The organism is Burkholderia sp. BCC0044 (genome assembly GCF_902832955.1).
Classification (GTDB): Bacteria; Pseudomonadota; Gammaproteobacteria; order Burkholderiales; family Burkholderiaceae; genus Burkholderia.
On the sequence record NZ_CADFDO010000002.1, the window covers coordinates 1,025,996 to 1,039,734 of the forward strand.

Annotated in this window: 13 protein-coding genes; 7 read left to right on the top strand and 6 right to left on the bottom strand. The window is 66.7% G+C overall.

Annotated elements, in window-relative coordinates; all coding sequences use genetic code 11:
* Positions 1–22 precede the first annotated feature (22 nt).
* From nthB to HWX14_RS13165, 5 genes are all read left to right on the top strand, one after another.
* Positions 23–676, top strand: a complete 654-nt coding sequence (gene nthB, locus HWX14_RS13145; protein ID WP_175883110.1) for a nitrile hydratase subunit beta — start codon at positions 23–25, stop codon at positions 674–676.
* Positions 673–1,935, top strand: a complete 1,263-nt coding sequence (locus tag HWX14_RS13150) for a GTP-binding protein (protein WP_175883111.1) — start codon at positions 673–675, stop codon at positions 1,933–1,935. The genes nthB and HWX14_RS13150 overlap by 4 nt, the downstream gene beginning before the upstream one ends.
* A gap of 186 nt (positions 1,936–2,121) precedes the next feature.
* Positions 2,122–2,709 (top strand): LysE family translocator, encoded by a 588-nt coding sequence (locus HWX14_RS13155; protein ID WP_175883112.1) that lies wholly within the window; start codon positions 2,122–2,124, stop codon positions 2,707–2,709.
* A gap of 132 nt (positions 2,710–2,841) precedes the next feature.
* Positions 2,842–3,261, top strand: coding sequence for a VOC family protein (locus HWX14_RS13160; RefSeq protein WP_175883113.1), 420 nt, complete (start codon positions 2,842–2,844; stop codon positions 3,259–3,261).
* Positions 3,185–4,468, top strand: a complete 1,284-nt coding sequence (locus tag HWX14_RS13165; RefSeq protein WP_175883114.1) for a cytochrome P450 — start codon at positions 3,185–3,187, stop codon at positions 4,466–4,468. Before HWX14_RS13160 ends, HWX14_RS13165 begins: the two co-directional genes overlap by 77 nt.
* 150 nt (positions 4,469–4,618) lie before the next feature.
* Here the strand turns inward: HWX14_RS13165 and HWX14_RS13170 are convergent, their stop codons facing one another.
* A complete protein-coding gene (locus HWX14_RS13170) occupies positions 4,619–5,479 on the bottom strand; it encodes an AraC family transcriptional regulator (protein WP_175883115.1) in 861 nt (286 codons plus the stop codon).
* Between the two features lie 351 nt (positions 5,480–5,830).
* Between HWX14_RS13170 and HWX14_RS13175 the strand changes: the two genes are divergently transcribed.
* On the top strand, positions 5,831–6,625 hold the full coding sequence (locus HWX14_RS13175; protein ID WP_175883116.1) for an SDR family oxidoreductase: 795 nt from the start codon (positions 5,831–5,833) through the stop codon (positions 6,623–6,625).
* 39 nt (positions 6,626–6,664) lie between these two features.
* Here HWX14_RS13175 and HWX14_RS13180 read toward each other — a convergent pair whose 3' ends face one another.
* From HWX14_RS13180 to HWX14_RS13200, 5 genes are all read right to left on the bottom strand, one after another.
* Positions 6,665–7,039 (bottom strand): hypothetical protein, encoded by a 375-nt coding sequence (locus tag HWX14_RS13180; RefSeq protein ID WP_175883117.1) that lies wholly within the window; start codon positions 7,037–7,039, stop codon positions 6,665–6,667.
* A gap of 232 nt (positions 7,040–7,271) precedes the next feature.
* Positions 7,272–8,342, bottom strand: a complete 1,071-nt coding sequence (locus HWX14_RS13185; RefSeq protein ID WP_175883118.1) for an AI-2E family transporter — start codon at positions 8,340–8,342, stop codon at positions 7,272–7,274.
* A 139-nt stretch (positions 8,343–8,481) separates the two neighbouring features.
* Entirely contained in the window at positions 8,482–9,591 is a 1,110-nt protein-coding gene (locus HWX14_RS13190) for an NADH:flavin oxidoreductase/NADH oxidase (RefSeq protein ID WP_175883119.1), read from the bottom strand.
* A gap of 139 nt (positions 9,592–9,730) precedes the next feature.
* Positions 9,731–10,417 carry a type 1 glutamine amidotransferase domain-containing protein gene (locus HWX14_RS13195; protein WP_027782929.1) on the bottom strand — a complete coding sequence of 229 codons (687 nt, stop codon included), beginning with the start codon at positions 10,415–10,417 and terminating at the stop codon, positions 9,731–9,733.
* A 359-nt stretch (positions 10,418–10,776) separates the two neighbouring features.
* Complete coding sequence (locus HWX14_RS13200) at positions 10,777–11,805, bottom strand: substrate-binding domain-containing protein (RefSeq protein ID WP_175883120.1); 1,029 nt, start codon at positions 11,803–11,805, stop codon at positions 10,777–10,779.
* 187 nt (positions 11,806–11,992) lie between these two features.
* On the opposite strand from HWX14_RS13200, the gene HWX14_RS13205 reads away from it, so the two are divergent.
* The gene (locus tag HWX14_RS13205) at positions 11,993–13,573 is read left to right on the top strand and encodes a glycoside hydrolase family 68 protein (RefSeq protein ID WP_175883121.1); all 1,581 of its coding nucleotides are present in this window, start codon (positions 11,993–11,995) and stop codon (positions 13,571–13,573) included.
* Positions 13,574–13,739: the final 166 nt, after the last annotated feature.

Genomic DNA, 13,739 nt, shown 5'->3' on the forward strand with positions numbered 1-13,739 from the left:
ACCTTCCTCTCGGAGATCACATATGGACGGCTTTCACGACCTCGGCGGCTTCCAGGGTTTCGGCCCGGTGCCGCATACGATCAACAGTCTCGGCTACAAACCGGTCTTCAAGGAAGACTGGGAGCATCTTGCGTACAGCCTGATGTTCGTCGGGGTGGACCAATTGAAAAAATTCAGCGTCGACGAGGTGCGTCACGCAGTCGAACGCATCGACGTGCGCCAGCACGCCGGCACGCGCTACTACGAGCGCTACGTGATCGCGACCGCGACCTTGCTCGTCGAAACCGGCGTGCTCACGCAGGACGAACTCGACCGCGCGCTCGGTTCGCCGTTCCGGCTCGCGAACCCGCCGCGATCCGGCGGCCGGGCGGCTCCGCCCGACTCGACGCGGTTCGAGGTCGGCGATCGCGTCGTCGTTCGCGACGAACACGTCAGCGGACACATCCGCGCGCCGGGCTACGTTCGCGGCAAGGAAGGCGTCGTGCTGCACCGGACGACCGAATCATGGCCATTCCCGGACGCGATCGGCCACGGCGACACCGGCGCCGCGCATCAGCCGACCTATCATGTCGAGTTCCGCGTGAAGGATCTGTGGGGCGACGCCGCCGACGACGGCTATGTCGTGGTCGACCTGTTCGAAGGCTACCTGGATCGCGCGTCCGGGCAGAGCGCATGACGACGCCGGCCAATCGACACGTGCCGGCCGTCCCGCCGCCGAGGATTCCGGTCACCGTGCTGTCCGGCTTCCTCGGCGCCGGGAAGACGACGTTGCTGAACCATATCCTGCGCAATCGCGCCGGCCTGAAGGTCGCCGTGATCGTCAACGACATGAGCGAAGTGAACGTCGACGCCGACGACGTGCGGCGCAACGTCGAGCTGCATCGAGGCGAGGACGAACTCGTCGAAATGAGCAACGGTTGCATCTGCTGCACGCTGCGCGCCGATCTGCTCGAGCAGATCAGCACGCTTGCGCGGCAGCGTCGCTTCGATTATCTGCTGATCGAGTCGACCGGTATCTCGGAGCCGATGCCGGTTGCGGAGACGTTCGCGTTTCTCGATCGGGACGGTTTCAGCCTCAGCGAACTCGCGCGGCTGGATACGCTCGTCACGGTGGTCAACGGCGAGACCTTCGAGGACATGATCGCGTCGGCTGAACCGGTCACGCGCGACGCCGCGCTCGCGAACGGCAGCGATGCCGATCCGCCGCGCAAACTGTCGGACCTGCTGATCGAACAAGTCGAATACGCGAACGTGATCCTCGTGAGCCGACTCGACCGGATCGGCCACGCGGGTTTCGAGCGGCTGCGCGCAATTCTGGCGTCCCTGAATCCATCGGCGCGAATCCTGCCGATGCAGCACGGCAAGGTCGATCCGTCGGACGTCCTCGATACGCGGCGCTTCGATCTACCGGCGCTCGTCGAATCGCCCGGATGGATGCAACGCATGCAGGCCGACGAACGCCCGTCGGAATCGGATGCGTACGGGATCGCGTCGTGGCTCTATCGCGAACGTGCGCCGTTTCATCCGGCGCGCCTGCTCGCGTGGCTGCGTCGCCCCTGGACCAACGGCCGACTGCTTCGCTGCAAGGGCTATGTGTGGGCTGCGCACCGCTATGCCGAAACCGCCATGCTCGTACAGGCCGGCGACGCGTTCCAGTGGGGCTACGTTGGCCGATGGTGGCGGTTTACGCCACCGTCGGACTGGCCGCACGACGACTATCGTCGCGACGGCGTGCTGAAAAAATGGGAAGAGCCGACAGGCGATTGCCGGCAGGAAATCGTGTTCATCGGGCAGTCGATCGATCACGTCCAGTTGCAACGCGAACTCGATGCGTGTCTGCTGACGGTCGAAGAAATCGACGCAGGCCCGGAGTCGTGGCGCCGGTTCCCGGAAGCCGACGCGTTCGACGCGCTTGCGACTCCCGCCCAGCCGTGAAGTGAGACTCGATGGCTTCGGCCGCAACGCCTGCGCCCTGTCGCTTTCGGTCGGCCCGTGAGCGCTGCGCGCGGTTCAGCATGACGTGAATCCCGGCAGCGCGCCGAGGGCAGTTTTCTTCAATACGGGCCGGCGCGGCGCCCGTAGTCTCGATGCGACTTTCGACATATCACATGGAGACACCTGATGAGCATGCTGGTTTCGATGGCCGCGTTCGCGCTCGCCTCGTCGATCACCCCCGGTCCCGTCAACATCGTCGCGCTCAGCGCGGGCGCGCGCCATGGCCTCGGCGCGAGCCTGCGCTACGCGGCCGGCGCGACGCTCGGCTTCGTCGCGCTGTTCCTGCTGATCGGCCTCGGCCTGCACGCGGCGCTCGCGCGCTGGCCCGTGCTGACGACGGTCACGCAGTGGTCGGGCATCGCGTTCCTGCTTTACATGGCGCTGCGGCTCGCGCTCGACGACGGCCGGCTCGCGGCCGATCCGGACGTGGCCGGCCCGTCGGCGGCGGCCGGCGCGGCGATGCAGTGGCTCAATCCGAAGGCGTGGCTCGCGTGCGTGGCCGCGATGGGCGCGTATGCGGCCGACGGCGACCGCGCGCAGGTCTGGCAGTTCGCCGCGCTGTATCTGGTGATCTGCTTCGCGTCGATCGCATGCTGGGGTTATGCGGGCGCGTCGCTGCGGCACCGGCTCGCGAACGCGCGGCGCATGCGCGTGTTCAACCGGCTGATGGCGCTGCTGCTCGCGGGCAGCGCGCTGTTTCTGCTCGACGTGTAGCCCAACAATTCGGCGACACAAAAAATATTGGGTTGATAATTTTCCAACCATCGTATTTATTGAAAATCATTGGAAAACAGTAAAAATACGATGTCTGCGATCGTGTAAGACTGGCTACAGGCGGAGGGCCTCATGTACTTCGATATGTTTCCGATCTTCTATGTTGCCGATCTCCGTCGCTCGTTAGCGTTCTACACCGGACTGCTGGAATTTCGGGAGACTTACAGGTTTCCGGAAGAGGCCGGCGCGGAGCCCGAGTACGTGACACTCGAACTCGGAGGCAAGCGACTGGGGCTCTGGACCTTCGTGGCCGCGAGCTACTTCCAGCAACGCATGCTGCCACCGCCGGCGGGGCCTCGCGGCGAACTCTGCCTCTATGTGGAAAACACGGAAGCCGCAATCGAAAAGCTACGCAATGCCGGCGTCAAGATTATCAAGGAGGTCCAACCGCAACCGTGGGGAAAGGTGATGTCCGTTGTCGAAGATCCCGACGGCAACCCACTGCACATCACAACGCCCGCCGATCGGCCCAACGCTCATGCACGGCGCTGAATTCGATCCGCGGGTATTCGAGCACAACGACGCCGCTTTCATTGCCGATCCATACCCCTTTTACGCCTACATGCGGCAGCACATGCATCGCTACCGGGCCGAGCACCTTTTCGGCGGTGCGTGGCTCATGTTCGGCTACCACGATATCCGGGAACTCCTGCAGGACCCGCGACTGTCGACGTCGCGCGCAAGATTACCCGTTTCGGGCCTCCCTAAAGCCGCTCGGGACGAATTCGAAGACATGTTCTCCGTCTTCGACTGCTGGATCGCGTTCAACGAATTCCATCAACACCTGAAAATGCGTCGGCAGGCTCAACACGCCATGGCCCTGTTGATGCCCACGCAACTGCGGCCTCGCGTGCGACGCATCGCCGACACGCTGTTACGCGGGCGCCAAGATCGGGATCGACTCGATGTCATGACTGAGTTGGCTACGCCGTTGCCGGCGCTCGTGTTGGCCGAATTGCTCGGGGTGCCCTATGCCGATTCCATCAGGTTGAAGGCATGGTCTGACGACATCTCCCGGCTTTACGGATCGACCAATCTGCCGCTGGACGAGATACGGCGCATTCGGAGCAGTACACTGGCACTGCTGGCCTACCTCGACGACCTTGCTGCGCATGGCGACGCCAGAGGCACACTGCTGGGCGACCTGATGAACATCGAGGTCGACGCTTACCGCCCCGATCGTCGCGAAGCTATCGCCCAGGTCGTGATGCTCCTCTTCGCGGCCCTCGAGCCAACCGCCTATCTTGTCGGCAACGCCATAGCCGCGCTGCAGAACCACCCTGAACAGTTGGCGCGTCTTCACCAGAACCCGGATCTCGCCGGAGCCCTTGTCGAAGAAACCCTGCGCTACGACACACCTGTTCAATTCGTCGGGCGCCTCGTGCGCGAGGATTTTCTGTGGAACGGTTGCCAGATGCGCGAGGGACAAGTGGTGCTGGGTTACGTCGCTTCGGCCCATCGCGATTCCACCCACTATCACGATCCCGATCGATTTGAACTTGAGCGCAGCGACGCCCGCAACCTCGCCTTCGGCTGCGGCACGCACTATTGTCTCGGCGCGCCGACGGTCCGTGTCGTCGCCGCAGAAGCGCTCGGCGCGATCCTGCAGCACTTTCCGTCCCTGACCCGAACGGACACGCCCGCAACATTCAACACCAACCTCGGTTTTCGAGGACGTACGTCCCTCGCTGTCGAATGAGCGCGTGCGCCCCACACCGGCAGCGAGCGAACCACGTCGGAGGTATAGCGCCCGAGCCGGTTTCGGTTCGACCGAAGCGCCCCCCACCCCGCGCCTTCGCGCAGCATCGGCAAACCGGTCCACTGCGGTCGTCGAAGCGGGCTACGGCACTTACGTCGCCCGCACTCGGCTCGCGGCACTTCGGTACTGCCCGGGCGTCGCGGCCGCGATCCGCCGGAATGCGCGCTGGAAATGCGCCTGGTCCGCAAAGCCGGCGTCGAGCGCGACTTCGGCGATCGGCCGGCCGCGGCGCAACTCGGTGCGGCCGTACTGCACGCGCCGATCGATCAGGAACGCGTGCGGCGTCATCCCGTAACGCGCATTGAACGCGCGGATCAGGTACGACGGCGACAGGTCGGCCGCGGCGCAGATCGCATCGAGCGTGACGGCCTCGCGGCAATGGGCGGCGATGTAGTCGGCCGCGCGCGCGAGCTTCGCGTTGTCGTCGCCCGGCCGCGGGTCGGGCAGTTCGCGGTCGAGCGCGCCGTGCAGCGCCGTGAAGAATTCGACCGCCGCGCTCTCCTTGCCGAGCGCATTGACGCCGGGCGACACCAGCGTGCGGTAGAAGCCGCCAAATTGCGCGAACAGATCGCCGCGCTCCGTCAACTTCGGCGAAAACCCGTGAAAATCGCGGTTCGGATCGCGGCCCAGCGAATGTTGCAGCCGCGAGAGCCACGGCACGTCGACATAGACCATCCGGTACGCCCACGCATCGGGGCCGTACGGATTGCATGCGTGGACCTGCTCCGGATCGATGATCACGAGCGCGCCGCGCCCGACGTGCGCGTGCGTCGCACCGTTCACGTACGTGCTCGTGCCGCCGACGATCGCGCCCACCGAAAACGTGTCGTGCGTGTGCTTCGCGTAGCAGATCGCGCGCCCGTCGTCGACGGTGCGCGCCTCGATGAACGGCAGCGCGGTATCGCGCCAGAACGGCGACGGTACGGCGGATCGGTTGGCGGTACGGCTCACGCGGCGGGCTCCCGGTTCGGACGGCGAACGCTCACCGTACAAGACTGTGCCGCGCCGCGCAACCGGATCGCCGCGCTTCGACGTTCAGCGCAAGGGTGTGCATGAAAACGATCGTGCCACCATTGCGCCGCGCCGATGCTTCGACACAAGACGCGGAGAATGTCGCGCTTACGCTGAAACAACGCTCGCCGTGCACCCGCTTCACGCGCTGAAATCGACAGGATCGGTTTTTGCATCAACACCGCCGACAGGCTCGCGACATGGCCTATTGACCGGAATTTGCCTAAGCTTTGAATTCCGTCCGCCGCGGCACGCGCGGCGGCTCCCGTTCACTCTTCCCCCGTCACGCTCATGCAGATCGATCTGAAAGGCAAGACCGCGGTCGTCACCGCTTCCACCGCCGGCATCGGCTTCGCGATCGCCGAAGGGCTCGCGCGCGCCGGCGCGCACGTCGTCGTCAACGGCCGCAGCGACGCGTCGGTGCAGTCCGCGCTCGACAAACTGCACAACGCCGTGCCCGGCGCGCGCTTCGACGGCGTCGCCGCCGACCTGTCCGACGCGGCCGGCGTCGCGCGCGTCACCCAGCACACGCCGAATGCCGACATCCTCGTCAACAATGCGGGCATCTACGGCCTGAAGGCGTTCTTCGACATCGACGACGCCGAATGGGAACATTTTTTCCAGATCAACGTGATGTCCGGCGTGCGGCTCGCGCGGTATTACCTGAAAGGGATGATCGAACGCAATGCCGGGCGCATCGTGTTCATTTCGTCGGAATCGGGCCTGAACATCCCGGTCGACATGATTCATTACGGGTTCACGAAAACCGCTCAGCTGTCGATCGCGCGCGGCCTCGCGAAACTCGCGGCCGGCACCCAGGTGACCGTCAATTCGGTATTGCCGGGGCCGACGATGTCGGAAGGCGTGCGCGAGATGCTGAAGGCGCAGGCCGACGAAACGGGCCGCAACATCGACGATATTGCCGTGGAGTTCGTGCGCAGCGAGCGCGCGAGTTCGATCATCCAGCGGCCGGCGACGACGGAGGAAGTCGCGAACCTCGTCGTGTACGTGTGCTCGCCGCAGGCTTCGGCCACGACCGGCGCGGCGTTGCGCGTCGACGGCGGCGTGGTCGACACGATCGCGTGACGGCAGTGTGACGCGCTCGCGCGGCGCGTGGCCGCCGCACTATCGCGACGCGCTCTTGCCGGGTTGAAGCACGCCCTTGCGATCGGCGTCCATGCAGGTATCGAAGCCGGACTGCGTGACGACGCCGGCCTTGTCGAACACGACGAAGTACGTCCGGTGATCGTTGCCGTGCTCGATGAAGTAGTTGTAGCAGACGCCGCTGCCGTTGCGGACCATCCAGACGCTGCGCGGGTTGCCGGCGGCGCGGACGACGTCGGCGCGCGTCGCGCCGTGCCGCGACGCGGCCCGTGCAAGCGGCGTGCGCGAATACGAGAACGGCAGCCACGAGTCGAACCACGCACAGCCATGCAACATCAGGCAGCTGGCGGCCAGGGACAGCGTCGCTGCGGGACGGGCCATCGGAATCAATCGCATGCTCGGGAAATCTGCTGCGCCATACCGGCGTGATCGAAAGCCCCATGCTACTCGACCTTTGGGTCCGGATCGAAAAGAAATGTAGAGATCTTTATCCGAATCCCTGCGCTTGCCTGCGTTTGCGGGCGTCCGCGCCGGCCGAATCGTCAGCGATCGTTACAGCCGCTGCGCGCGTGCGTGCGCATCCGCCTCGCCGCACCGTGGCGTCGAACCGATGCAACGGCATGCGCGCTCAGGCGATCCATTCGGCCCACAGCATCGTCAGCACCGTCATCAGCGCGGGGCCGACGAACAACCCGATCAGGCCGAACGTCTCGGCGCCACCGAGGATGCCGAACAGCACGAGCAGGAACGGCAGCCGTGTCGAACCGCCGATCAGCACCGGCCGCACGAAATGCTCGGCGACGAACACGACGATGAATCCGAGCGCCGCCACCACGACGGCCCACATGGTCGCCCCCTGCACGAACAGCCAGAGCGCCGCGCCGCAGAACACGAGCGGCGCGCAGAACGGCAGCATCGCGGCGACCGCCGTGACGAGCCCGAGCAGCGCCGCGTGCGGCACGCCCGCGAGCGCATAGGCGACGCCGAGCAGCGCGCCCTCGCCGAGTCCGACGACGACGAGGCCCGTGACCGTGCCGAACACGGCCGCGACCATGCGCTCGATCAGTTCCGCGCCGTTGCGCCCGAACGCGCGCCGCGCGCCCTGCAGCAACGCGCCCGACAGCTTGTGGCCGGCCCGCAGGATCACGAACAGCGTGACCAGCATGAAACCGAATTCGAGCAGCACGTGCGCGAGTTTCGTGCCGAATTGCCGGCCGAACGCGATGAATTTCTCGCCGTTGACGCCGTGCATCGCAGTGGCCGCATGCAGCGGATGGCCGAGATTGGTCTGCCACCATTCGGTGATCTGCGCGGCGCCGTACGGCAACCGGCTAATCACGTCCGGCAACGGGATGCCGTTGTCCTGGACCGTGCGCAGCCACTCGCGCAGGTCATGCGCCTGCGCGAACGCCTGGGTCGTCGCGACCGCCACCGGCAGCACGACGAGCAGCGAGATCCCCGTCGTGATGACGGTCGCGATCAGCGTCGGCCGATTGCGGAACAGCCGGTGCGATTCGAAGCGTTTCAGCAGCGGCCACATCGCGATGGCGATCACGCACGCCCATGCGATGGCGGGAATGAAGTCGCGGATCACCCACAGCGCGAGCACCAGCAGCGCCGCATACAGCGCGACGCGGGCGATCTGCTGGACGCGCGGCCGCGCGGTGGAATCGTGAGACGACGGGACATGTGCGCCCATGGCACCTCTGTCGAAATGAAAAAAATGGCGGCTCGCCCAGGCAACCGGCCTGGACGAACCGCCATTCTATCCATCGGCGCCGGCTCGGCGGCACGCGCGATCGATGCGCGGCTCCCTGCGCTGCGTCGACGCGCGCCGCTCAGGCCACCTTGTCGGCGATCCGGTAGCGCTCGAGCCAGTGCGCGTACGGGGCGGGCAGCGTCCACGACGGACGCTCGACGCCGAGCTGCTTGGCCGCGTAGTACGGCCAGTGCGGGTCGGCCAGATGCGCGCGGCCGACCATCACGAGATCCAGTTGCGCTTGCTCGACCACGCGGTTCGCCAGTTGCGGCGTGTCGATTCCCCACGCGGACGATACCGGCAGCCCGGCCTCGCGGCGCACGCGTTCGGCGATCGGCGCGAGGAACGCCGGGCCCCACGGAATCTGCGCGGTGGGCGTCGAGAAGCCGACCGACACGCTCAGCATGTCGAGCCCTTCCCGCTTCATCCGCTGCGTGAGCGCGATCGACTCGGCGAGCGTCTCTTCGTCGCGGCCGTCGTATTCGATCACGCCGAGGCGCGCGGTCAGCGGCAGATGCTCGGGCCAGACCTTGCGGACGGCCGCGAGCGTGTCGACGAGGAAGCGGCCGCGGTTGTCGGCCGAACCGCCGTATTCGTCGGTGCGCTGGTTCGAATGCACCGAGAAGAAGCTCTGGCCGAGATAGCCATGCGCGAAGTGCAGTTCCAGCCATTCGAAACCGAGGTCGCGCGCACGCTGCGCGGAGGCGACGAAGTCGGCCTGCACGCGGGCGATGTCGTCGTGCGTCATTTCACGCGGCACCTTCGGCAAGTGCGCACCGAACGGCACGGCCGACGGCGCGATGGTCTGCCAGCCGCGCGGATCGCCGTCGGCGATATGGTCGTCGCCTTCCCATGGGCGATTCGCGCTTGCCTTGCGGCCGGCGTGCGCGAGCTGGATGCCGGGCACCGCGCCGGCCGCCTTGATCGCCGCGACCGACGGCGCGAAGGCCTCGGCCTGCGCGTCGTTCCACAACCCCGCGCAGCCCGGCGTGATGCGGCCTTCCGGCGATACGGCCGTCGCCTCCGCGATCACGAGGCCCGCGCCGCCGCGCGCGATGCCGGCCAGATGCACGTGATGCCAGTCGTTGACGACGCCGTCTTCGGCGACGTACTGGCACATCGGCGGCACCGCGATGCGGTTGCGCAGCGTGACATCCTTGAGTTTGAACGGTTCGAACAGGGCAGACATCCACGACTCCTTTGCTTGGTTCTGCAAAACGACGGAATGCGCCGCGCGATGCACACGGCGCAACGATGCGGGCCGTCGGCGGGCCGGCTGCGCCCCGCGACGGCAAGGAAACGGCGCCGGCCGGGCCGGCGCCACGGGTTCAGCGGTGGCCGAGCTTCGCGAGCAGCGCCTCGGCCGCGGGCGCCGACGACGCCGGGTTCTGCCCGGTGATCAGCAGCCCGTCGGTGACGACATGCGGCGCCCAGTCGGCGCTGCGCTCGAATTCCGCGCCGTTGGTCTTCAGCATGTCCTCGACGAGGAACGGCACGACTTCGGTCAGCTCGACCGCCGCTTCCTCGCTGTTGGTGAAGCCCGTCGCGCGCTTGCCGCGCACGACCGATTCGCCGGTCTGCGGGTTCTTCACGTGGCGCAGCACGCCCGGCGCGTGGCAGACGGCCGCGACCGGCTTGCCCGCCGCGAGCGTGCGCTCGATCAGGCCGATCGAGTGCAGATCCTCGGCGAGATCCCACAGCGGGCCGTGGCCGCCGGGGTAGAACACGGCGTCGTAGTCGTCCGCCGACACATCGGCCAGCTTGCGCGTCGATGCGAGTTCGGCCTTGGCCGCCGCATCGGCGTCGAAGCGGCGCGTCGCGTCGGTCTGCGCCGTCGGGTCGCTGCTCTTCGGGTCGAGCGGCGGCTGGCCGCCCTTCGGCGACGCGAGCGTCAGCTCGATGCCCGCATCCTTGAACGTGTAGTACGGCGCGGCCAGTTCCTCGAGCCAGAAGCCGGTCTTCTTGCCGGTGTCGCCGAGCGTGTCGTGCGAGGTCAGGACAACCAGAATCTTCATGATCGGACACTCCTTCGAAAATGAACGGGGGAACGGGGCCGCACGTCGGCGCGGCACGCCTGTCGGTTAGTCCGCCGGCGCGCGGCAACGTGCGATTCATTCATCCGCATGCGATATACGCCTATTAGACCAGTCGTCTAGAAGCGGCCGAAATAAAACGACGGCGTCTCGCTGCGTGTACCTGCCGGAGACGTCGCCGCATTCACAAGGACGGATGATATCGCCGGATTAGACCGGTCGTCTAGGAAAACGCGTATTCGTCCCTGTCGTCGTCATGGCCTTTTGGACGGGGCGCAGTTCGGCATCACCGTCGCCGCGCGCCCACCGTCGTCCTCCGCCGCCGCGCCGGCTCCCGCGGGCTACCCGCGCAAAGGCCCGTCCGTGTCTCCCGCCTCGATTGCCGGCGCTTCGAGCCGGTGATCGCACACGCCGTCGTCCAGCAATCGCAGCATCAGTTCCGCCAGCGCGCGCCCCGTTGCATGCCCGGTCGGCTGCACGACGGCCGTGACACGATGCGGATGCGCGATATCGGACGGCACGCCGTCGTAGACGATCAGCGACATGTCCGCGCCCAGGCGCAGCCCGCTATCGACCAGCGCACGAAACGCGCCGCCGCCCGCGAGGTTGTTGTCGACCAGCAGCGCGGTCGGCGGCTCGGCGCGCGCAAGCAGCGCCCGCGCGGCCTGCTGCCCGCCGTCGTGCGTAAACGGGCTCTCGACGAGCAGCGCCGGATCCGGCTCGATGCCGGCTTCGCGCAACGCCGACAAATAACCGGCGCGCCGCTGCGCGGCGAAATTCAGCGCCAGCGGCGCGCTGATCATCGCGATGCGCCGATGCCCGAAGCCGATCAGCCGGCGCACCGCGTCGCGCGCGCCCGCCTCGTTGTCGAAGTCGAACCATGCATACGGGCCGGCCGCCTGCGTGCGGCCGTACGCGACATACGGAAACGCGCTCGCTTGCAGATACGCGATACGCGGATCGTCGACCCGCGTGCGCGCGACGATCAGCCCGTCGACGAGCTTGCCGTCGACGATCCGCCGATAGGTGTCCAGTTCCGCGTTCGGTCGCGCGGACGCGATGATGAAATCGAGATTGCGCTCGGCGAGCCGCTCGGTGATGCCCGCGACGACCTCGCCGAAACGCGGATCGCCGAGATCGCCGGCGCCGAACGGATAAACGATGCCGATCATGTCGGCCCGGCCGGTCGCCAGCCGGCGCGCGGTCGGATCGGCCACGTAGCCCATTTCCCGCGCGGCCTTCGCCACGCGCTCGCGCGTCGCCTCGCTGACGTCGTCGTAACCGTTCAATGCACGGCTGACCGTCGTCCGCGACAGGCCGAGCGCGTCCGACAGCGCCTTCAGATTCACCTTCACCGTCACTCCTCGCATTCGCCGATCCGCCCGGCCGTCCGAAGCGCGGGATGCGCCGACCGGGTAATTATTTCCAATTGGTAATGATTACCGTCAAGTAAATATCTTTTGCGTTCCAAACCGGTTTGAAATAGCATCCAAACCGGTTTGGACATCGATGCCCACTCAGCCGTTCACTTTCACCTTGCCAGGAAACAACGACGAGATGACACACTTTCCCCTTTTCCGCCCGATCGCGGCCAAACGTTTGCTGCTCGCTGGCGGCGCACTTGCCGCCTTCGCGTCCGTCGCGCACGCGCAGTCCGGCGGCGCGGCCGCGCCCGTGCCCACGCCCCATACGCAGCAAGCCTACGATCCCGAAGGCAACTTCACGATGCGCTGGACGCGCGCGGACATCCGCCAGATCGTCGCCCAATCGCACACCGCCGGCGCCGACAAGAACTCGCTGCCGCAAGCGCTGACGATGCCGGACATCCCGCAGGATTTCCCGCTGATCAACTCGAACGTGTGGGTGTGGGACACGTGGCCGCTGGCCGACCTGCGCGCGAACCAGCTCAGCTACAAGGGCTGGGAAGTGATCTTCTCCCTCACCGCCGATCCGCACGCGGGCTACACGTTCGACGACCGGCACGTCCACGCGCGCATCGGCTTCTTCTATCGCCGCGCCGGCATCCCCGCGTCGCAGCGCCCCGCGAACGGCGGCTGGACCTGGGGCGGCCACCTGTTCCCGGACGGCGCGAGCGCCCGGGTGTTCGGCACCGCGCCGATGACCAACAACGCCGAATGGTCGGGCTCCGCGCGCCTCACGAACGGCAGCAACGTCAGCCTCTACTACACGGCGACGTCGTTCAACCGCTCGGCGCCCGGCGGCGCCGACATCACGCCGCCGCAGGCGATCATCACGCGCGCCGACGGCAACATCCACGCCGACGACAAGCACGTGTGGTTCACCGGCTTCGACAATCACAAGGCGCTGCTGCAGCCGGACGGCAACTACTACCAGACCGGCCAGCAGAACACCTACTTCTCGTTCCGCGACCCGTTCGTGTTCACCGACCCCGCGCATCCGGGCAAGACCTACATGGTGTTCGAAGGCAATACCGGCGGCCCGCGCGGCGCACGCACCTGCACCGAGGCCGATCTCGGCTATGCGCCAAACGATCCGAACCGCGAAGATCTCAACGCGGTGATGAATTCGGGCGCAGTGTATCAAAAGGCCAACGTCGGCCTCGCGGTCGCGACGAACCCGCAACTGACCGAGTGGAAGTTCCTGCCGCCGATCCTGTCGGCGAACTGCGTCGACGACCAGACCGAGCGCCCGCAGATCTACCTGAAGGACGGCAAGTACTACCTGTTCACGATCAGCCACCGCACGACGATGGCGGCCGGCGTCGACGGCCCGGACGGCGTGTACGGCTTCGTCGGCAACGGCATCCGCAGCGACTTCCTGCCGCTGAACGGCGGCAGCGGCCTCGTGCTCGGCAACCCGACCGACTTCTCCGCCCCGGCCGGCGCACCGTATGCGCAGGACCCGAACCAGAACCCGCGCGAATTCCAGTCGTATTCGCACTACGTGATGCCGGGCGGGCTCGTCGAGTCGTTCATCGACGCGATCGGCCCGCGCCGCGGCGGCACGCTCGCGCCGACGGTGAAGGTGAACATCAACGGCACGTCGACGGCGGTCGACCGCACGTATGGACGCGGCGGCCTCGGCGGCTACGGCGACATCCCCGCGAACCTGCCGGCGACGGGGGCCGGTCACAACGACGGCAATAGCCAGCAATAACGATCGTCGACAAAGGCACGAGGTTCAGGAGGCGTGTATCGCGCGTGTCGCGTGCGCGCCTCCGCTTTTTTCCTTCGACTTTTCTTTCGACCATCGCGCATGCCGTCGTTGCAGGCGGCCTGCGCCCTCCTTTGCCGCTTCGTCCGACGAAGCGCCTCCGGCACCG